The organism is Mycolicibacterium hippocampi (genome assembly GCF_010723735.1).
GTDB classification, from domain to species: Bacteria; Actinomycetota; Actinomycetes; order Mycobacteriales; family Mycobacteriaceae; genus Mycobacterium; species Mycobacterium hippocampi.
Map to the genome: position 1 here is coordinate 1,861,970 of NZ_BLLB01000002.1, position 19,930 is coordinate 1,881,899.

The following is a 19,930-nucleotide window of genomic DNA, read 5'->3' on the forward strand; positions in this document are numbered from 1 at the left end:
GGCTCCGGCATGCGGAACGCCGGCGGCGTTTGAGGAATAGGCCGTCCTGCGGTACTGTTGGACGTTGCGCTGGCTGCATCCTGCCCACCTCACCCGCCTACGACATCGTGGACTACGCCTGAGTCCTTTGCTCAGTGATCTAGTTGCGTGCCGTGCGTCAGAGTTGCGGTCCTGATCGGCCAGCCGAACCGACGCAGATAACGCGACAAATGGTCCGGTCCTTTCCGGCTCCTGATAGTCGCTTGAGGTGCTGGAAGGATGCATCTTGGCAGGGTCCCGCCAGATCGAGTCAGAAGTCACTACCACCAATAGTTCCGTTCCCGGAGCACCCAATAGAATTTCCTTCGCCAAGCTCCGCGAGCCTCTCGAGGTTCCGGGGCTGCTCGACGTTCAGACCGACTCGTTCGAGTGGCTGATCGGCTCCGAGCGCTGGCGCGCCAATGCCGCGGGTCGTGGACTGGTGAGCCCGGTGGGCGGCCTCGAAGAGGTCCTCACCGAGCTGTCGCCGATCGAGGACTTCTCCGGCTCGATGTCGCTGTCGTTCTCCGATCCGCGCTTCGACGAGGTCAAGGCCCCGGTTGACGAGTGCAAAGACAAGGACATGACGTACGCGGCGCCGCTGTTCGTCACGGCCGAGTTCATCAACAACAACACCGGCGAGATCAAGAGCCAGACCGTCTTCATGGGTGACTTCCCGATGATGACCGAGAAGGGCACCTTCATCATCAACGGCACCGAGCGTGTCGTGGTGAGCCAGCTCGTCCGGTCGCCCGGTGTGTACTTCGACGAGTCGATCGACAAGTCCACCGAGAAGACGCTGCACAGCGTCAAGGTGATCCCGGGCCGCGGTGCGTGGCTGGAGTTCGACGTCGACAAGCGCGACACCGTCGGCGTCCGCATCGACCGCAAGCGCCGCCAGCCGGTCACCGTGCTGCTCAAGGCGCTGGGCTGGACCAACGAGCAGATCGTGGAGCGCTTCGGCTTCTCCGAGATCATGATGGGCACGCTGGAGAAGGACAACACCGCAGGCACCGACGAGGCGCTGCTGGACATCTACCGGAAGCTGCGCCCGGGCGAGCCGCCCACCAAGGAGTCCGCGCAGACCCTGCTGGAGAACCTGTTCTTCAAGGAGAAGCGCTACGACCTGGCACGGGTGGGCCGCTACAAGGTCAACAAGAAGCTCGGGCTGAACGTCGGTGAGCCGATCACCAGCTCGACGCTGACCGAAGAGGACGTCGTCGCCACCATCGAGTACCTGGTGCGGTTGCAGCAGGGCGACAAGACGATGACGGCTCCCGGCGGCGCCGAGGTGCCCGTCGAGACCGACGACATCGACCACTTCGGTAACCGGCGGCTGCGCACGGTCGGCGAGCTGATCCAGAATCAGATCCGCGTCGGCCTGTCCCGCATGGAGCGCGTCGTCCGCGAGCGGATGACCACCCAGGACGTCGAGGCCATCACGCCGCAGACCCTGATCAACATCCGTCCCGTCGTGGCGGCGATCAAGGAGTTCTTCGGCACCAGCCAGCTGTCGCAGTTCATGGACCAGAACAACCCGCTGTCGGGTCTGACCCACAAGCGCCGCCTGTCGGCGTTGGGCCCCGGCGGTCTGTCCCGTGAGCGTGCCGGCCTCGAGGTGCGCGACGTGCACTCCAGCCACTACGGCCGGATGTGCCCGATCGAGACTCCCGAGGGTCCGAACATCGGTCTGATCGGATCGCTGTCGGTGTACGCGCGGGTGAACCCGTTCGGCTTCATCGAGACCCCCTACCGCAAGGTGGTCGACGGGGTTGTCACCGACGACGTCGAGTACCTGACGGCCGACGAGGAGGACCGCCACGTCGTGGCGCAGGCCAACTCGCCGATCGACGAGAACGGCCGATTCGTCGAGGACCGCATCCTGGTCCGCCGTAAGGGCGGCGAGGTGGAGAACGTCTCCAGCTCCGAAGTCGACTACATGGACGTCTCCCCGCGCCAGATGGTGTCGGTGGCCACGGCCATGATCCCGTTCCTCGAGCACGACGACGCCAACCGTGCCCTGATGGGTGCCAACATGCAGCGCCAGGCGGTTCCGCTGGTGCGTAGTGAGGCACCGCTGGTCGGCACCGGGATGGAGTTGCGCGCCGCGATCGACGCCGGCGATGTCGTCGTCGCCGAGAAGGCGGGCGTCATCGAGGAGGTCTCGGCCGACTACGTCACCGTGATGGCCGACGACGGCACCCGGCACACCTACCGGATGCGCAAGTTCGCCCGCTCCAACCACGGCACCTGTGCCAACCAGCGTCCGATCGTGGACGCCGGGCAGCGTGTCGAGTCGGGGCAGGTCCTCGCCGACGGGCCGTGCACCGAGAACGGTGAGATGGCGCTGGGCAAGAACCTGCTCGTGGCGATCATGCCGTGGGAGGGCCACAACTACGAAGACGCGATCATCCTGTCGAACCGCCTGGTCGAAGAGGACGTCCTCACCTCGATCCACATCGAGGAGCACGAGATCGACGCCCGGGACACCAAGTTGGGCGCCGAGGAGATCACCCGGGACATCCCGAACGTCTCCGATGAGGTGCTGGCCGATCTCGACGAGCGCGGCATCGTCCGCATCGGCGCCGAGGTCCGCGACGGCGACATCCTGGTCGGCAAGGTCACACCCAAGGGTGAGACCGAGCTGACGCCGGAGGAGCGGCTGCTGCGTGCCATCTTCGGCGAGAAGGCCCGCGAGGTCCGCGACACCTCACTGAAGGTGCCCCACGGTGAGTCCGGCAAGGTCATCGGCATCCGGGTGTTCTCTCGCGAGGACGACGACGAGCTGCCCGCCGGCGTCAACGAACTCGTCCGCGTCTACGTGGCCCAGAAGCGCAAGATCTCCGACGGCGACAAGCTCGCCGGACGCCACGGCAACAAGGGCGTCATCGGCAAGATCCTGGCTGTCGAGGACATGCCGTTCATGCCGGACGGCACCCCGGTCGACATCATCCTGAACACCCACGGTGTGCCGCGACGGATGAACATCGGCCAGATCCTCGAGACACACCTGGGCTGGGTGGCGAAAGCCGGCTGGAACATCCAAGTTGCGGAAGGCGCCACTGAAGTCCCAGCATGGGCGTCGAAGCTGCCCGAGGAACTGCGCTCCGCAGAACCCAACAGCATCGTGGCCACGCCGGTCTTCGACGGTGCCCGCGAGGGTGAGTTGGAGGGCCTGCTGGGTTCGACGTTGCCCAACCGCGACGGTGACGTCATGGTCAACGCCGAGGGCAAGTCCCAGTTGTTCGACGGCCGCAGCGGCGAACCGTTCCCGTACCCGGTGACGGTGGGCTACATGTACATCCTGAAGCTGCACCACCTGGTCGACGACAAGATCCACGCCCGCTCGACCGGTCCGTACTCGATGATCACCCAGCAGCCGCTGGGTGGTAAGGCGCAGTTCGGTGGTCAGCGATTCGGCGAGATGGAGTGCTGGGCCATGCAGGCCTACGGCGCCGCCTACACGCTGCAGGAACTGCTGACCATCAAGTCCGACGACACCGTCGGACGCGTCAAGGTGTACGAGGCGATCGTCAAGGGCGAGAACATCCCCGAACCCGGTATCCCGGAGTCGTTCAAGGTGCTTCTCAAGGAACTGCAGTCGCTGTGCCTCAACGTCGAGGTGCTGTCTTCGGACGGTGCCGCGATCGAGATGCGTGACGGCGATGACGAGGACCTGGAGCGTGCAGCTGCCAACCTCGGCATCAACCTGTCCCGCAACGAATCAGCTTCTGTCGAGGATCTTGCGTAGACCTCGCCCGTTGACCCGAAAATTTTCTAGTCCCGCAAGGGGAAAGGGAGTTACGTGCTAGACGTCAACTTCTTCGATGAACTCCGCATCGGTCTGGCCACCGCGGACGACATCCGTAACTGGTCCTACGGCGAGGTCAAGAAGCCCGAGACCATCAACTACCGCACTCTCAAGCCTGAGAAGGACGGCTTGTTCTGCGAGAAGATCTTCGGACCGACTCGCGACTGGGAGTGCTACTGCGGCAAGTACAAGCGGGTGCGCTTCAAGGGCATCATCTGTGAGCGCTGCGGCGTCGAGGTGACCCGGGCCAAGGTGCGGCGTGAGCGGATGGGCCACATCGAGCTGGCCGCCCCCGTCACCCACATCTGGTACTTCAAGGGCGTCCCGTCGCGCTTGGGCTACCTGCTGGATCTGGCGCCGAAGGATCTCGAGAAGATCATCTACTTCGCCGCCTACGTGATCACCGCGGTCGACACCGAGATGCGGCACAACGAGCTGTCGACGCTGGAGGCCGAGATGGCCGTCGAGCGCAAGGCAGTCGAGGATCAGCGCGACGCCGACCTGGAGGCCCGGGCCCAGAAGCTCGAGGCCGACATGAAGGAGCTCGAGGAAGAGGGCGCGAAGTCCGACGTCAAGCGCAAGGTGCGGGACGGCGGCGAGCGTGAGATGCGTCAGCTCCGTGACCGGACCCAGCGTGAGCTGGATCGGCTCGAGGAGATCTGGACGACGTTCACCAAGCTGGCACCCAAGCAGCTGATCGTCGACGAGCTGCTCTACCGCGAGCTGCAGGACCGCTACGGCGAGTACTTCGAGGGCGCCATGGGCGCGGAGTCGATCAAGAAGCTCATCGAGAACTTCGACATCGACGCCGAGGCCGACTCGCTGCGCGACACCATCAAGAACGGCAAGGGCCAGAAGAAGCTGCGTGCGCTCAAGCGGCTCAAGGTGGTCGCGGCGTTCCAGAGCAACCGCAACTCCCCGATGGGGATGGTGCTCGACGCGGTTCCGGTGATCCCGCCGGAGCTGCGCCCGATGGTGCAGCTCGACGGTGGCCGCTTCGCGACCTCCGACCTGAACGATCTCTACCGCCGCGTGATCAACCGCAACAACCGGTTGAAGCGACTGATCGACCTCGGCGCGCCCGAGATCATCGTCAACAACGAGAAGCGGATGCTTCAGGAGTCGGTGGACGCGCTGTTCGACAACGGCCGTCGCGGCCGGCCCGTCACCGGGCCGGGCAACCGTCCGCTCAAGTCGCTGTCCGATCTGCTCAAGGGCAAGCAGGGCCGGTTCCGTCAGAACCTGCTCGGCAAGCGCGTCGACTACTCGGGCCGTTCGGTCATCGTGGTCGGTCCGCAGCTCAAGCTGCACCAGTGCGGTCTGCCCAAGCTGATGGCACTCGAGCTGTTCAAGCCGTTCGTGATGAAGCGTCTGGTCGACCTGAACCACGCGCAGAACATCAAGAGCGCCAAGCGGATGGTGGAACGGCAGCGTCCCCAGGTGTGGGATGTCCTCGAAGAGGTCATCGCCGAGCACCCGGTGCTGCTCAACCGTGCACCCACGCTGCACCGCCTCGGTATCCAGGCCTTCGAGCCGCAGCTGGTCGAGGGCAAGGCCATCCAGCTGCACCCGCTGGTGTGTGAGGCGTTCAACGCCGACTTCGACGGTGACCAGATGGCCGTGCACCTTCCGCTGTCCGCGGAGGCGCAGGCCGAGGCCCGCATCCTGATGCTGTCGTCGAACAACATCCTGTCTCCCGCGTCGGGCCGCCCGCTGGCCATGCCGCGTCTGGACATGGTGACCGGTCTGTACTACCTGACCACCGAGATCGACGGTGACCTCGGCGAGTACGTGCCTGCCGCCAAGGATGAGCCGGAGTCCGGTGTGTTCAGCTCGCCGGCCGAGGCCATCATGGCGTTGGACCGCGGTGGCCTGTCGGTGCGCGCCAAGATCCGGGTGCGGCTGACGCAGTTGCGTCCGCCGGCCGAGGTGGAGGCGGAGCAGTTCCCCGACGGCTGGAAGTTGGGCGACCCCTGGATCGCCGACACGACGCTGGGCCGGGTGCTGTTCAACGAGCTGATGCCCCGGGGCTATCCGTTCGTCAACGAGCAGATGCACAAGAAGGTGCAGGCCCGGATCATCAACGATCTGGCCGAGCGCTACCCGATGATCGTCGTCGCACAGACCGTCGACAAGCTCAAGGACGCCGGTTTCTACTGGGCGACCCGGAGCGGGGTCACGGTCTCCATGGCCGACGTGCTGGTGCCGCCGCAGAAGCAGGAGATCCTGGACCGCTACGAGAAGGAAGCGGACGCGATCGAGAAGAAGTACCAGCGTGGCGCGCTGAACAAGACGGAGCGCAACGAGGCACTGGTCAAGATCTGGCAGGACGCCACCGAAGAGGTCGGTAAGGCTCTGGAGGAGTTCTACCCCGAGGACAACCCGATCATCACGATCGTGAAGTCCGGCGCGACGGGCAACCTCACCCAGACCCGCACCCTGGCCGGCATGAAGGGCCTGGTGACCAACCCGAAGGGTGAGTTCATCCCGCGGCCGATCAAGTCGTCGTTCCGCGAGGGCCTGACGGTGTTGGAGTACTTCATCAACACCCACGGTGCCCGTAAGGGTCTGGCCGACACCGCGCTGCGCACCGCCGACTCGGGCTACCTGACCCGTCGTCTGGTCGACGTGTCGCAGGACGTGATCGTCCGGGAGACCGACTGCGAGACGGAGCGTGGCATCAACGTCACGCTGGCCGAACTGCAGGACGGCGGCCCGCTGGTCCGCGATCAGCACATCGAGACGTCCGCCTACGCGCGGACGCTGGCCACCGACGCGGTCGACGCCGACGGCAACGTCGTCGTCGAGCGTGGGCACGACCTGGGTGACCCGGCGATCGACGCGCTGTTGGCGGCCGGCATCACCGAGGTCAAGGTCCGCTCCGTGCTGACCTGCGCGACGGGCACCGGCGTGTGCGCGATGTGCTACGGCCGTTCGATGGCGACCGGCAAGCTGGTCGACATCGGCGAGGCCGTCGGCATCGTGGCCGCGCAGTCCATCGGTGAGCCCGGCACGCAGCTGACGATGCGTACCTTCCACCAGGGTGGTGTCACCGGTGGTCAGGACATCGTCGGTGGTCTGCCTCGGGTTCAGGAGCTGTTCGAGGCCCGCGTGCCGCGCAACCGTGCCCCGATCGCCGACGTCTCCGGACGGATCCGCCTGGAGGAGAGCGACAAGTTCTACAAGATCACCATCGTTCCCGATGACGGGGGCGAAGAGGTCGTGTACGACAAGCTCACTCGCCGTCAGCGGCTCAAGGTGTTCAAGCACGACGACGGCTCCGAGCGTCTGCTCACCGACGGCGACCACGTCGAGGTCGGCCAGCAGCTGCTGGAAGGCTCCGCCGACCCGCACGAGGTGCTCCGCGTCCAGGGCCCCCGCGAGGTGCAGATCCACCTCGTCAAGGAGGTCCAGGAGGTCTACCGCGCTCAGGGTGTGTCGATCCACGACAAGCACATCGAGGTGATCGTCCGGCAGATGCTGCGACGCGTCACGATCATCGATTCGGGCGCGACGGAGTTCCTGCCCGGGTCGCTGACCGAGCGCGGCGAGTTCGAGTCGGAGAACCGTCGGGTGGTCGCCGAGGGCAACGAGCCCGCGGCGGGTCGTCCGGTGCTGATGGGCATCACCAAGGCGTCGCTGGCCACCGATTCGTGGCTGTCGGCGGCGTCGTTCCAGGAGACCACCCGGGTGCTGACCGATGCGGCGATCAACTGCCGCAGCGACAGGCTCAACGGTCTGAAGGAGAACGTGATCATCGGCAAGCTGATCCCGGCCGGTACCGGCATCAGCCGCTACCGCAACATCCAGGTCCAGCCCACCGAAGAAGCCCGCGCTGCGGCGTACACGATCCCGTCCTACGAGGATCAGTACTACAGCCCGGACTTCGGCCAGGCGACCGGTGCCGCGGTGCCGCTGGACGATTACGGCTACTCGGATTATCGGTAGGACTACCGGTAGGACTACCGCTAGTCGATCAACGGAAAGACCCTCGCTACGGCGGGGGTTTTTTCGTTGGCGGGCGATGACTTGAACCGGCTGCACCGGTCATCATTCGGGTGAATCGACGATCGAGGGAGGAACACGTGGTCCAGCTGCTCAGAGTCCAGAACTTCAACGTGTCGGGTGACGGCTTCGGCGCCGGAGCGGACCAGAGTTTCGAGCGTCCGTTCGGCCACGCCGACCCCGGTGCGATGTTCGCCTGGTGCGGGGCCACGGCAAGCTGGCCGAACCGCAGCGAGCCCGGCGGCAGTCGAGGCCTCGACGACTACTTCACCCGCGACTTCAGCAACAACATCGGTGCCGAGATCATGGGGCGGAACAAGTTCAGCCCACATCGCGGTCCGTGGCAAGACCACGAATGGCAGGGGTGGTGGGGCGACGAGCCGCCGTTCCACACTCCTGTCTTCGTGATGACACACCATGAACGGCCGTCGTTCACGCTGTCGGACACGACGTTTCACTTCATCTCCGCAGACCCCGACACGGTCGCCGCGCGGGCCAAAGAGGCCGCCGGCGGCAAGGATGTGCGGCTCGGCGGCGGGGCCGCCACCATCAGGCAGTTCCTCGACGCCGACCTCGTCGACACCCTGCACGTGGCGGTCTCCCCGGACGTGCGGATCGGCACCGGCTCGCGACTGTGGAAGTCTCCGGATGAGCTCGACGACCGGTTCCACCGCGAGGTGGTGCCGAGCCCGAGCGGAGTGACGCACCACTTGTTCTGGCGGCGCTGACCTTGCGGGGCCACCACTAGTCGGGACGGCGACCGGCGGTGCCCTCCACGACGACCCCTGCCGCGTCTTCGAACGGTTTGATGACCGAGGTGAAGTCCGAGTCGGCACCCTGATCCGCCATGGTCTGTTCCCACAGCGCCCGCACCGCGGAGCCGATCGGTGTGAGCGTTTCGAGGGCATCAGCCTCCTGCATGTACAGCCTCACGTCCTTGACCATGAGGCCGGTCGCGAAGCCGTAGTCGAAGGTGCGGGGCAGCACCGCGCGCGGGAACTTGTCGCGGCTGGCGTGGGTGCCCCCGGAACCGGCGTTGAGTACATCGAGGATGGCTTGCGGTTCGAGGCCGGCCTTCACGCCCATCACCATGACCTCGGCGGTCACCGCCAAGGTTGTCGCGGCCACCAGGTTGTTCATCAGCTTCATCGTCTGAGCGACGCCCGGCTTGTCGCCGACGAAGATGGGCCGGCCGATCGCGTTGAGCGCGGGGGCGACGGCGTCGAACTCGCTGCGAGGTCCGGACACCATCACCGCCAGCGTGCCCTTCTCCGCTCCGGCGACGCCGCCGCTGACCGGGGCGTCGAATGCCGCGATACCTTGTGCGGCGAGCAGGCCGTGGCTGCGTTCGGCGACATCGCTTCCCACCGTGGACAGGTCGATGAAGTACTTGATCCGGCTCCCGCCGATGACCCCGTCGGGTCCGGTGGCGACCTGCTCGGACACCGCGGGTGTGGGGAGGCTGGCCAGCACCGCCTCGGCTCGGTCGCCGACCTCCTCGACCGACTGAGCGCCGAGGGCGCCCATCGCCACCGCCGTCTGCACTGCCTCGCTTCGGGCGTCGTAGACGACGACGCGGTACCCCGCGGCGACGAGGCGGGCGACCATGGGGCGGCCCATGTTGCCGAGGCCGATGAACCCGAGATCCATGCCGGCCACTAGCGTCCTCTCTCACCGTCGAGGTCGGCGAACACCTCGCGCGCCGTGCGGAATGCGTCGACGCCCGCCGGCACTCCCGCATAAACCGTCACCTGCAGCAGCACCTCGCGGATCTCCTCGCGGGTGACGCCGTTGGTCAGCGCACCCCGGATGTGGGTGCGTAGTTCGCTGGGGCGGTTGAGCACCGAGATCATCGCGATGTTGAGCATGCTTCTGGTCTTCAGCGGCAGGCCGTCGCGGGCCCACACCGCTCCCCAGCAGTACTCGGTGAGCAGATCCTGCAGCGGCTTGCTGAACTCGTCGGCGTTCGCCGCGGCGTTGCGGACGTAGGCCTCGCCGAGGACCGCGGTGCGAACCTCGTTGCCTCGGTCGTAGGTGTGCTGATCCATGATCGGCATTGTGCCCGGCTCACCAAGGGAGGTGTCCGCTCACGTCACTAGAATCAACGCCGTGCTCATTGGTTCGCATGTCCATGGTGATGATCCCCTGGCCGCCGCGCAGGCTGACGGCGCCGACGTGGTGCAGTTCTTCCTCGGCAACCCGCAGAGCTGGAAGAAGCCGCCACCGCGTGACGACGCCGAGGTCCTCAAGGCCTCTCCGATGCCGATCTACGTGCACGCGCCGTACTTGATCAACGTCGCCTCGGCGAACAACCGGGTCCGGATTCCGTCCCGCAAGATCCTGCAGGACACCTGCGACGCGGCGTCGGAGATCAACGCCACCGCCGTCATCGTGCACGGCGGCCACGCCGACGACAACGACATGGAGGCCGGCTTCGAGCGCTGGGTCAAAGCGCTGGCCAGCCTCAAGACCGACGTGCCCGTCTACCTCGAGAACACCGCCGGTGGTGATCACGCGATGGCGCGGCATTTCGACACGATCGCCCGGTTGTGGGACCACATCGGAGACAAGGGCATCGGGTTCTGTCTGGACACCTGCCACGCCTGGGCGGCCGGCGAGGCCCTGGTCGACGCGGTCGAGCGGATCAAGGCGATCACCGGCCGGATCGACCTGGTGCACTGCAACGATTCGCGGGATGCCGCGGGTTCGGGCGCAGACCGGCACGCGAACTTCGGCACCGGCCAGATCGATCCGCAGCTGCTGGCGGCCGTCGTCAAGGCGGCCGACGCCCCGGTCATCTGTGAGACGTCGGACGAGGGACGCAAAGACGACATCGCGTTCCTGCGGGAGCACATCGACTGACACCGGTCCGTTGATCACACTTCGATAGCCGATCTGAACTTGAACGGCGGGTGGCTTCGCGGTTAATTAGTCTTACGCCGGGAATTCATGTGGTTCCCGCGTCGAAAGGCCGATGTGTCCACAATTGACCAGTCGTCGATTGACCAGTCGTCGGTTGCGCTGACGCACGTCGAGGACACCGAGACCCAGCTGCCTACCCGGCGCAGAAGATGGCTGCGCGTGGTGCGGTGGACGGCGATCGTGGTGTGGGCGACCGTGGTGGTCTGGCGGACGGCCACCGAGGGCTTCGCGTTCAACCGCGAGCTGTTGCTGGTGTACATCTGCACCGGTCTTGCCGTCGCCAGCATCGGTCAGGGCCGGCGAGTGCTCTACGTGGTGCGTGACTGGCTGCCGTTCGCGCTTCTGTTGATCGCCTATGACCTGAGCCGGGGCGCGGCCGACCTCGTCGGGCGACCCACGTTGTGGCACTGGCCGGCCGACATGGATCGCTTGATGTTCTTCGGCACCATGCCGACGGTGTGGCTGCAGGAGCAGCTGAAACAGCCGGAACCCCCCTGGTGGGAGGTGGTGATCAGCACCGTCTACATGTCGTTTTTCATCCTGCCGTACGTGATCGCCGGCATCCTGTGGCTGCGCGACCGCGAGGAATGGAAGGCGTTCGTCCGGTTGTTCGTCGGCATGAACCTGATCGGGCTGATCATCTACGTGCTGCTGCCGGCCGCCCCGCCGTGGGCCGCGGCCAGGTGCACCGCGGACGACGTCGAAGGGGGGCCGTCGGGTCCCCGGTGCATGTTCCGGTCCGCGCGGGGGGTCGAGGACGGCAGTGTTCTCGGTGCGATGCAGTCCTCGCAGGACGGCGCCAACCAGTGGATCGAACGCATCGTCGGCCGCGGCTGGGGCAACCTGAACCTGCACTCGGCCAGTGCGCTGCTCGACCAGGGGCAGGCCAGCGTCAACCTGGTGGCGGCGATCCCGTCGCTGCACGCCGGGATGTCGGCTGCGCTCGCGGCGTTCCTGTGGCACCGGGTGCATCGTGCGTGGCGCCCGCTGCTGGTTGCCTATCCGCTGGTCATGGCGTTCACGCTGGTCTACGCGGCCGAGCACTACGTGATCGACCTGCTCCTGGGATGGTTGCTGGCAGCGGCCGTGATCGCCGGGCTGGCATGGTTCGACCGGCGGCGACGACGGCTGACCGAGAACCAAGGGGTGGACCCGGTGTCGACGTCCTGAAGTCGGGCATTACAGGTTCTTGTGCAGTCGTCGAAATAATGTAACAGTGTCTGCATGTCGGACACGCACGTCGTCACCAATCAGGTCCCGCCGCTGGAGGACCACAACCCGGCCGCCTCGCCGATGCTGGCCGAGGCGCTGGTCCGGGAGGGGGGCGGATGGGGCGCCGACGAGGTCACCGAACTCGGTGCGCTGGCGGGCAGCGCCCGCGCCCAGCGGTGGGGTGAGCTGGCCGACCGGCACCGACCGACCCTGCACACTCACGACCGCTACGGCCACCGGGTCGACGAGGTGGAGTACGACCCGGCATACCACGAGCTGATGACTGTGGCGGTGTCGCACGGTCTGCACGCCGCACCGTGGGCCGACGACCGTCCCGGGGCGCACGTCGTACGAGCGGCCAAGACCTCGGTCTGGACACCGGAACCCGGCCACATCTGCCCGATCTCGATGACCTACGCCGTGGTGCCCGCACTGCGTCACAACCCGGAGCTCGCCGCCGTCTACGAGCCGTTGCTGACCAGCCGGGTCTACGACCCCGAACTCGCGGTGCCCACGACCAAGCCTGGCATCACCGCGGGGATGTCGATGACCGAGAAACAGGGCGGCTCCGACGTCCGCGCCGGCACCACCGACGCCACCCCCAACGGCGACGGCACCTACTCGTTGCGTGGGCACAAGTGGTTCACCTCGGCGCCGATGTGTGACATCTTCCTGGTCCTCGCGCAGGCTGATAACGGCCTGAGCTGCTTCTTCCTGCCACGCATCCTGCCCGACGGCACCCGCAACCGGATGTTCCTGCAGCGGCTCAAGGACAAGCTGGGCAATCACGCCAACGCCTCCAGCGAGGTCGAGTACGACGGCGCGACGGCCTGGCTGGTCGGCGAGGAGGGCCGCGGCGTCCCGACGATCATCGAGATGGTCAACCTGACCCGGCTGGACTGCACGCTGGGCAGCGCCACCAGCATGCGTACCGGACTGATGCGGGCAGTGCACCACGCGCAACACCGGCAGGCATTCGGCGCCTACCTGATCGACCAGCCGCTGATGCGCAACGTGCTCGCCGACCTCGCAGTGGAAGCCGAGGCCGCGACCGCACTGGCGATGAGGATGGCCGGTGCCACCGACCGGGCGGTGCGCGGGGACGACCGCGAAACGCTGCTGCGCCGGATCGGCCTGGCCGCGGCCAAGTACTGGGTGTGCAAGCGGGCGACGCCACACGCCGCCGAAGCGATGGAATGCCTCGGCGGCAACGGCTACGTGGAGGACTCGGGGATGCCGCGGCTCTACCGCGAAGCCCCGCTGATGGGCATCTGGGAGGGATCGGGCAACGTCAGCGCACTCGACACGTTGCGCGCGATCGCGACCCGGCCCGAATGCATCGACGTGCTGTTCGACGAACTCGACGCCACCACCGGCCACGATCGGCGCTTGGACGCCCATGTCGGCGCGCTGCGCGACGTGCTGGGCGCAGACCTCGCCACGGTTCAGTACCGCGCCCGCAAGATCGCCGAGGACATCTCGCTGGCGCTGCAGGGTTCGCTGCTGGTGCGTCATGGGCATCCCGCCGTGGCCGAGGCGTTCCTGGCCAGCCGGCTCGGCGGACAGTGGGGGGGCGCGTTCGGCACGCTTCCGGGAGGCTTGGATCTGGCACCGATCATCGAGCGTGCGGAGATCAAGTCGTGACGCATGCGATCAGGCCGGTCGACTTCGACAACCTGAAGACGATGACCTACGAGGTCACCGACCGAGTCGCTCGGATCACGTTCAACCGCCCGGAGAAGGGCAACGCGATCGTCGCCGACACCCCGCTGGAACTCTCGGCGCTCGTCGAGCGCGCCGACCTGGACCCGAACGTGCACGTGATCCTGGTGTCCGGCCGGGGGGCCGGCTTCTGCGCGGGCTTCGATCTGTCCGCCTACGCGGAGGGTTCCTCCTCCGCCGGTGGCGGCAGCCCCTACCGTGACACCGTGCTCTCCGGGAAGACCCAGGCGATCAACCACCTGCCGGATCAGCCGTGGGACCCGATGATCGACTACCAGATGATGAGCCGCTTCGTTCGCGGGTTCGCCAGCCTGATGCACGCCGACAAGCCGACCGTGGTCAAGATCCACGGCTACTGCGTGGCCGGCGGCACCGACATCGCACTGCACGCCGATCAGGTCATCACCGCCTCCGACGCCAAGATCGGCTATCCGCCCACCCGGGTGTGGGGCGTTCCCGCTGCCGGACTGTGGGCGCACCGCCTCGGCGATCAACGCGCGAAACGTCTTCTCCTGACCGGTGATTGCATCACCGGCGCGCAGGCCGCCGAGTGGGGCCTGGCGGTGGAGGCCCCTGACCCCGCCGATCTCGACGAGCGCACCGAGCGACTGGTGGCGCGGATCGCGGCCATGCCGATCAACCAGCTGATGATGGTCAAGCTGGCGATGAACAGCGCCCTCTTCAACCAGGGCGTCGCCAACAGCGCGATGGTCTCGACGGTGTTCGACGGCGTCGCGCGCCACACCCCGGAGGGCCACGCCTTCGTCGCCGACGCCCGTGAGCACGGCTTCCGGGACGCGGTGCGCCGTCGCGACGAACCGTTCGGCGACCACGGCCGTACCACGTCCGGGGTCTAGCTGTGGCGCAGCCGGTCTCGCGGATGACGGCCCGCTCGGTGGTGCTCAGTGTGCTGCTCGGCGCGCACCCGGCCTGGGCGACCGCCGCGCAACTGCTGCTGCTGACCGGTGATTTCGGGATCCGGGAGTCGACGGTGCGGGTGGCTTTGACGCGGATGGTCGGCGCCGGAGATCTGGTGCGTTCCGAAGACGGCTACCGGCTCTCCGACCGGCTTCTCGCCCGCCAGCGCCGCCAGGACGACGCCATCAACCCGCGCAGGCGGGCGTGGGACGGCACCTGGACGGTGCTGGTCATCACCACCGTCGGTACCGAGGCCCGCGCCCGCGCGGCGATGCGGAACAGCCTGCAGGACAAGCGGTTTGCCGAGCTGCGCGAAGGTGTCTGGATCAGGCCCGACAACGTCGAGGTCGATCTCGGAGCGGAAGTCGGCGAGCGGGTGCGGGTACTGCGTGCCCGGGACGAGGCGCCCGGCGAGCTGGCCGCCCAGCTGTGGGATCTGTCCGGGTGGGCCGACGCCGGCCGGCAGATGCTGACCGCGATGGCGGCCGCGCCGGACGTTCCGGGCCGGTTCACCGTCGCCGCCGCGATGGTTCGTCACCTGCTCACCGACCCGGTGCTGCCCGACGAGCTGCTTCCCGACGACTGGCCGGGTGCCGCGTTGCGGAAGGCCTACGAGGATTTCGCCGCCGAACTGGTGGCGCGACGAGACGGTGTGGAACTAGCGGAGGTTCGATGAGCGATACAGGTGGAGTACGGGTGGAGCGCTCCGGCCCGGTGACGACGGTGATCATGAACCGCCCCGCGGCCCGCAACGCCGTCAACGGCGCTGCCGCCGCGGAGTTGTTCGCCGCGTTCGAGGCGTTCGACCGCGACGACTCCGCATCGGTGGCGGTGCTGTGGGGTGACAACGGAACATTCTGCGCCGGAGCCGATCTCAAAGCCATCGGCACGCCGGAAGCCAACCCCGTGCACCGTACCGGGCCGGCCCCGATGGGGCCGAGCCGGATGACGCTGTCCAAACCGGTCATCGCCGCGGTCAGCGGCCACGCCGTCGCCGGCGGACTGGAGCTGGCCCTGTGGTGTGACCTGCGGGTCGTCGAGCAGGACGCGATCATGGGGGTGTTCTGCCGCCGCTGGGGAGTGCCGCTGATCGACGGGGGCACGGTACGACTGCCGCGGCTGATCGGTCACAGCCGCGCGATGGATCTCATCCTGACCGGCCGCAGCGTGGCCGCCGACGAGGCCCTGGCGATCGGCCTGGCCAATCGGGTGGTGCCGTCGGGTGAATCGCGGCAACGCGCCGAGGAGCTGGCGGCCGAGCTCGCCGCGTTGCCCCAGCAGTGTCTGCGTGCCGACCGCCGTTCGGCGCTGACGCAGTGGGGCCGGTCCGAAGCCGATGCCATGGACTTCGAATTCGGCAGCATGTCCCGGGTGGCGGCCGAATCACTCGAGGGCGCAGCGCAGTTCGCCGCCGGGGCGGGCCGCCACGGCGCCCCGCGTTGATCAGCCCTTGCTGATGTTGTTGTTGCTGCCGGTGTCGGTGATGTTCGGTTCACCCTCGCGGTAGGTGACGGTGTTGTTCAGCCCGACGACCGACAGTTCGGTGTCGACCCGGTCGAAGGTGATCTTGTTGTCGGCGCCGCCGATGTTCACGCTGGCGCACGTGCCGGTGACGGTCAGCGTGTTGTTGGAACCGCCGACGTTGAGCGACTTGCCGTCGGCGCAGTCGATGTCGGCGGTGGTGCCGAACGAGCCGTAGTTGATGGTGTTGCCGATCTCCACCTGGGCGCCGGAGGAACCGGCCGTGGCCGTCGGATCGGCGCTGTCCGAACTGTCAGAGCCGCACGCGGTCAACCCGAACGTCGCCGACAGTGCCGCGGCGCACATCCAGCCGGCCAACCGCTGCGGCGCCATCACGTCGACACCTGGCCGATGCGGTTCGTCATCCCCAGTTCGCGGCCCCGGTCCCAGACGACGGGCGCGCCGTTCTTGTAGAACACCGTCTGGTCCCAGCCGTAGACGGTGATGTCGTTGATGACGTTGTCGGCGATGACCACGTTCGACGATCCCTGCACCGTGACCGCCCAGCAGGTGCCCAGCGCGTTGATCTGGTTGCCGGTGCCCACCACGATCAGCGTCGCGTTGTTGCAGTCCACGGTCTGGACGACCCCCTGACCGGTGATGTGGGTGTCGCCGTTCTCGGCGTGTGCCACCGGGGCCACCGCCGCCAGCCCTGCCGCGACGCCGACCGCGCACGCGGCCGTCACCCGTCCCACAGCCCTCGAAGTCACCATGTTCCCCTTCACGTCGCCCGGCCCGCGCCAAGCCTACGACGTCTGCCGGTCGCGTCGTCGGCCTTCGCCTGTTCGCCACGGGTCGCTTTGGCCAGGTGTGCTCGGTAGCGTGAGCGGCGATGCTGCGGAGTTGGGAACGTGCTGGCAGATTCATCATCGTGGCGGTCACGACGACGGCGACGGTGGCAGGATGCACCCATTCGGTCGGCGGGACGGCGCAGCGGGCCGAGTCCGAAGTCCCGGACCCCGAACGCAGCTACGGCTACGTCGACGACCGCTGTGGACTGCTCGACGACAGTTCGGTGCAGGACACCCTGCAGGCCGACGAGATCACCAGGCCCTACAGCGGCGCGGTGTGCCAGTACATCCTGTCGCGGCGTTCCGGGTCGGGGTCGCAGACCATCGACGTCACGTTCTCCTGGTTTGGCACCGGCAGCCTGGACCGGGAACGAGAGCTGGCGGAGGCGCGCGGGGCCGTCGTCTCCGACATCGTGCTGGAACGCCACGACGCGTTCTCGGCGCGCCGGGACATCACCGGCGCTGCCTGTTCGGCCACCGCCGCGGCGGGCACCGGCGTGTTGAGCTGGTGGGTGCAGTACCGCGGCGCGAGCACCGGTGAGCCGTGCGCCGAGGCCGAGAAGCTGCTGGCGGCGACGCTGCGTTCGGATATGTGAGATGGCGACTTTGCGATCTGTGGCCCGGGCGGGCGTGGCACTGTCGGCGGCGCTGCTAGTCGGGTGTGGGAACGCCGGTCCCTCTGATCCTGCGCCCGCCCCGGGGGCGTCGTCCGGCGCAGGCTTCCGCAGTGTGGATTGCAACGGGGTCACCGATGCCGACGTCGACGCCGCGGCAGGCTCGGAGATGTTCGCGCCCGCAGTGGTCAGCGACGCGGGATGTTTCTGGCAGGAACAGTTGGGGTTCGGCAGTGTCGGAGCCGGCATGGGCATCTCCACGTGGTGGTACCGCGGCAGTGACATGGACACCGAACGCGAGCTCGAAGAGCTGGCCGGGCGCACGCTGACCGAACTGTCGATCGACGGGAACAAGGGTTTCAAGGCGGCTGACGAAACCGCCTGCAGCATCTACGTCGCCAAGGGCGCCGACGTCATCACCTGGTCGATCCAGACGCTGAACTCGGCCACGCTGCCTGATCTGTGCACGATCATCGAGCGGCTGGCGCGCCTGAGCCAGGACCGGGTGAACTAGAGTTTCGCTGACCCGGCCCATCCTGCGACAGGGTCACGTGACGACCTGAGGGGGAACCGCGAGATGGCAGCTCGGCCGCTGCGTTCAGCGAGGCTGAGCCGTGACTCCATCGTCAACGCCGCGCTGACGTTCCTCGACCGCGAGGGCTGGGACGCGCTGACGATCAACGCGCTGGCCAACCAACTGGGCACCAAGGGGCCGTCGCTCTACAACCATGTGCACAGCCTCGACGACCTGCGCCGGACCGTGCGGATGCGGGTGGTCGGCGACATCATCGACATGCTCAGCACCGTCGGGCAGGGCCGCAGTCCCGACGACGCGGTGATGGTGATGGCCAGCGCTTACCGCAGCTACGCCCACCACCATCCGGGCAGGTACTCGGCGTTCACCCGGATGCCGCTGGGCGGCGACGACCCGGAGTTCACCGAGGTCACGAGGGCCGCGGCGGCGCCGGTGATCTCGGTGCTGGCCGCCTACGGACTGGACACCGAGGCGGCCTTTTTCGCCGCGCTGGAGTTCTGGTCGGCGATGCACGGGTTCGTGCTCCTGGAGATGACCGGGGTGATGGTCGGCATCGACACCGACGCGGTGTTCACGGACATGGTGATGAGGCTGGCGGCCGGCATGCGAAGTCGATGACGAATCGCCTGTAGCATCGAGGGCGGCCCTGACCTGCGTGAACGGCGCTCCTGAGCGCTCCTCGGCGGGTTTGGATCGGTGCGGTCTGCCCTGGTATTGTGGACGATCGTGCCTGGCAAATAAGGCGCTGGTGGTTTTTGCGATTCACGAGCATGCCTGCACGCCGGGCAACTTCGCATGTCCGCCATGCTTTGGAAAAGCAGGCACCGCCTCGATTTTTGCCTCGGCGGCCGCGTGCGACACGCCCGGCCCCGGGGTAACGGGGAGGGGCAAAACTGCAGGACACAGAACTTCAGAAGTACGAAGAACGACACGTCACAACGACGAGCTACACAGGAAGCCGGTACATGCCAACCATCAACCAGCTGGTCCGCAAGGGTCGCCGCGACAAGATCGCCAAGGTGAAGACGGCGGCCCTCAAGGGCAGCCCGCAGCGCCGTGGTGTGTGCACTCGCGTGTACACGACGACTCCGAAGAAGCCGAACTCGGCGCTCCGCAAGGTCGCCCGCGTGAAGCTCACCAGCCAGGTCGAGGTCACCGCCTACATCCCGGGTGAGGGTCACAACCTGCAGGAGCACTCGATGGTGCTGGTGCGCGGCGGCCGTGTGAAGGACCTCCCCGGTGTGCGCTACAAGATCATCCGCGGCTCGCTCGACACCCAGGGCGTGAAGAACCGCAAGCAAGCCCGCAGCCGCTACGGCGCGAAGAAGGAGAAGAGCTGATGCCGCGCAAAGGGCCCGCGCCGAAGCGTCCGCTGGTGAACGATCCGGTCTACGGGTCGCAGCTGGTCACCCAGCTGGTGAACAAGGTGCTGCTGGACGGGAAGAAATCCCTGGCCGAACGCATTGTTTACGGTGCGCTCGAACAGGCTCGTGACAAGACCGGCACCGATCCGGTCGTCACCCTCAAGCGCGCGTTGGACAACGTCAAGCCCGCCCTCGAGGTGCGTAGCCGCCGCGTCGGCGGCGCGACCTACCAGGTGCCCGTCGAGGTCCGCCCGGAGCGGTCGACCACGCTGGCGCTGCGCTGGCTGGTCAGCTTCTCCAAGAACCGTCGCGAGAAGACGATGGTGGAGCGGCTCGCCAACGAGATCCTGGACGCCAGCAATGGCCTGGGTGCCGCCGTCAAGCGACGCGAGGACACCCACAAGATGGCCGAGGCAAACCGGGCCTTCGCGCACTACCGCTGGTGATCACGGCCCCTCGGGGCAGCACACAGAACACCTATCGAGCAAGCGAAAGAG

The 19,930-nt window shown here is 67.1% G+C and carries 18 protein-coding genes; 14 read left to right on the plus strand and 4 right to left on the minus strand.

From position 1 onward, the window contains the following. Positions 1-247: 247 nt before the first annotated feature. The 3 genes from rpoB (at position 248) to G6N53_RS10075 (ending at position 8,562) form a co-directional block, all read left to right on the plus strand. Complete coding sequence (gene rpoB, locus G6N53_RS10065; RefSeq protein ID WP_163888343.1) at positions 248-3,769, plus strand: DNA-directed RNA polymerase subunit beta; 3,522 nt, start codon at positions 248-250, stop codon at positions 3,767-3,769. Between the two features lie 54 nt (positions 3,770-3,823). Further along, positions 3,824-7,777, plus strand: coding sequence for a DNA-directed RNA polymerase subunit beta' (locus G6N53_RS10070; protein ID WP_163888344.1), 3,954 nt, complete (start codon positions 3,824-3,826; stop codon positions 7,775-7,777). A gap of 137 nt (positions 7,778-7,914) precedes the next feature. Then, on the plus strand, positions 7,915-8,562 hold the full coding sequence (locus tag G6N53_RS10075; protein WP_163888345.1) for a dihydrofolate reductase family protein: 648 nt from the start codon (positions 7,915-7,917) through the stop codon (positions 8,560-8,562). 16 nt (positions 8,563-8,578) lie between these two features. Here G6N53_RS10075 and G6N53_RS10080 read toward each other — a convergent pair whose 3' ends face one another. Together G6N53_RS10080 and G6N53_RS10085 are read right to left on the minus strand one after the other, a co-directional pair. Next, positions 8,579-9,484, minus strand: coding sequence for an NAD(P)-dependent oxidoreductase (locus G6N53_RS10080; protein ID WP_163888346.1), 906 nt, complete (start codon positions 9,482-9,484; stop codon positions 8,579-8,581). Positions 9,485-9,492: 8 nt separating this feature from the next. Continuing rightward, positions 9,493-9,882 (minus strand): carboxymuconolactone decarboxylase family protein, encoded by a 390-nt coding sequence (locus G6N53_RS10085; protein WP_163888347.1) that lies wholly within the window; start codon positions 9,880-9,882, stop codon positions 9,493-9,495. A 61-nt stretch (positions 9,883-9,943) separates the two neighbouring features. Here G6N53_RS10085 and G6N53_RS10090 point away from each other — a divergent pair, with 61 nt between their 5' ends. From G6N53_RS10090 to G6N53_RS10115, 6 genes are all read left to right on the plus strand, one after another. Beyond that, positions 9,944-10,696 (plus strand): deoxyribonuclease IV, encoded by a 753-nt coding sequence (locus tag G6N53_RS10090; protein WP_163888348.1) that lies wholly within the window; start codon positions 9,944-9,946, stop codon positions 10,694-10,696. Between the two features lie 159 nt (positions 10,697-10,855). Further along, the gene (locus tag G6N53_RS10095) at positions 10,856-11,926 is read left to right on the plus strand and encodes a phosphatase PAP2 family protein (RefSeq protein WP_237166723.1); all 1,071 of its coding nucleotides are present in this window, start codon (positions 10,856-10,858) and stop codon (positions 11,924-11,926) included. Positions 11,927-11,980: 54 nt separating this feature from the next. Further along, entirely contained in the window at positions 11,981-13,612 is a 1,632-nt protein-coding gene (locus G6N53_RS10100; protein ID WP_163888350.1) for an acyl-CoA dehydrogenase family protein, read from the plus strand. Beyond that, entirely contained in the window at positions 13,609-14,547 is a 939-nt protein-coding gene (locus G6N53_RS10105) for a crotonase/enoyl-CoA hydratase family protein (RefSeq protein ID WP_163888351.1), read from the plus strand. The genes G6N53_RS10100 and G6N53_RS10105 overlap by 4 nt, the downstream gene beginning before the upstream one ends. Positions 14,548-14,570: 23 nt before the next feature. Beyond that, positions 14,571-15,284: a PaaX family transcriptional regulator C-terminal domain-containing protein gene (locus tag G6N53_RS10110; protein WP_163895704.1), complete on the plus strand. Its 714-nt coding sequence runs from the start codon at positions 14,571-14,573 to the stop codon at positions 15,282-15,284. Beyond that, positions 15,281-16,051, plus strand: coding sequence for a crotonase/enoyl-CoA hydratase family protein (locus tag G6N53_RS10115; protein ID WP_163888352.1), 771 nt, complete (start codon positions 15,281-15,283; stop codon positions 16,049-16,051). Before G6N53_RS10110 ends, G6N53_RS10115 begins: the two co-directional genes overlap by 4 nt. On the opposite strand, the gene G6N53_RS10120 is transcribed toward G6N53_RS10115, so the two are convergent. Further along, the gene (locus G6N53_RS10120) at positions 16,052-16,462 is read right to left on the minus strand and encodes a DUF3060 domain-containing protein (RefSeq protein ID WP_163895706.1); all 411 of its coding nucleotides are present in this window, start codon (positions 16,460-16,462) and stop codon (positions 16,052-16,054) included. Next, positions 16,462-16,842, minus strand: a complete 381-nt coding sequence (locus G6N53_RS10125; protein WP_163888353.1) for a DUF3060 domain-containing protein — start codon at positions 16,840-16,842, stop codon at positions 16,462-16,464. Before G6N53_RS10125 ends, G6N53_RS10120 begins: the two co-directional genes overlap by 1 nt. A gap of 119 nt (positions 16,843-16,961) precedes the next feature. Between G6N53_RS10125 and G6N53_RS10130 the strand changes: the two genes are divergently transcribed. The 5 genes from G6N53_RS10130 to rpsG all read left to right on the plus strand — a co-directional run bounded on the left by G6N53_RS10130 (position 16,962) and on the right by rpsG (position 19,879). Next, complete coding sequence (locus tag G6N53_RS10130; protein ID WP_163888354.1) at positions 16,962-17,516, plus strand: DUF3558 domain-containing protein; 555 nt, start codon at positions 16,962-16,964, stop codon at positions 17,514-17,516. Between the two features lies 1 nt (position 17,517). Then, complete coding sequence (locus G6N53_RS10135; protein ID WP_163888355.1) at positions 17,518-18,048, plus strand: DUF3558 domain-containing protein; 531 nt, start codon at positions 17,518-17,520, stop codon at positions 18,046-18,048. A gap of 63 nt (positions 18,049-18,111) precedes the next feature. After that, positions 18,112-18,687, plus strand: coding sequence for a TetR/AcrR family transcriptional regulator (locus G6N53_RS10140; RefSeq protein ID WP_159233646.1), 576 nt, complete (start codon positions 18,112-18,114; stop codon positions 18,685-18,687). Positions 18,688-19,034: 347 nt separating this feature from the next. Then, entirely contained in the window at positions 19,035-19,409 is a 375-nt protein-coding gene (gene rpsL, locus G6N53_RS10145; RefSeq protein WP_011558401.1) for a 30S ribosomal protein S12, read from the plus strand. Then, entirely contained in the window at positions 19,409-19,879 is a 471-nt protein-coding gene (gene rpsG, locus G6N53_RS10150) for a 30S ribosomal protein S7 (RefSeq protein WP_029115764.1), read from the plus strand. Before rpsL ends, rpsG begins: the two co-directional genes overlap by 1 nt. Positions 19,880-19,930: the final 51 nt, after the last annotated feature.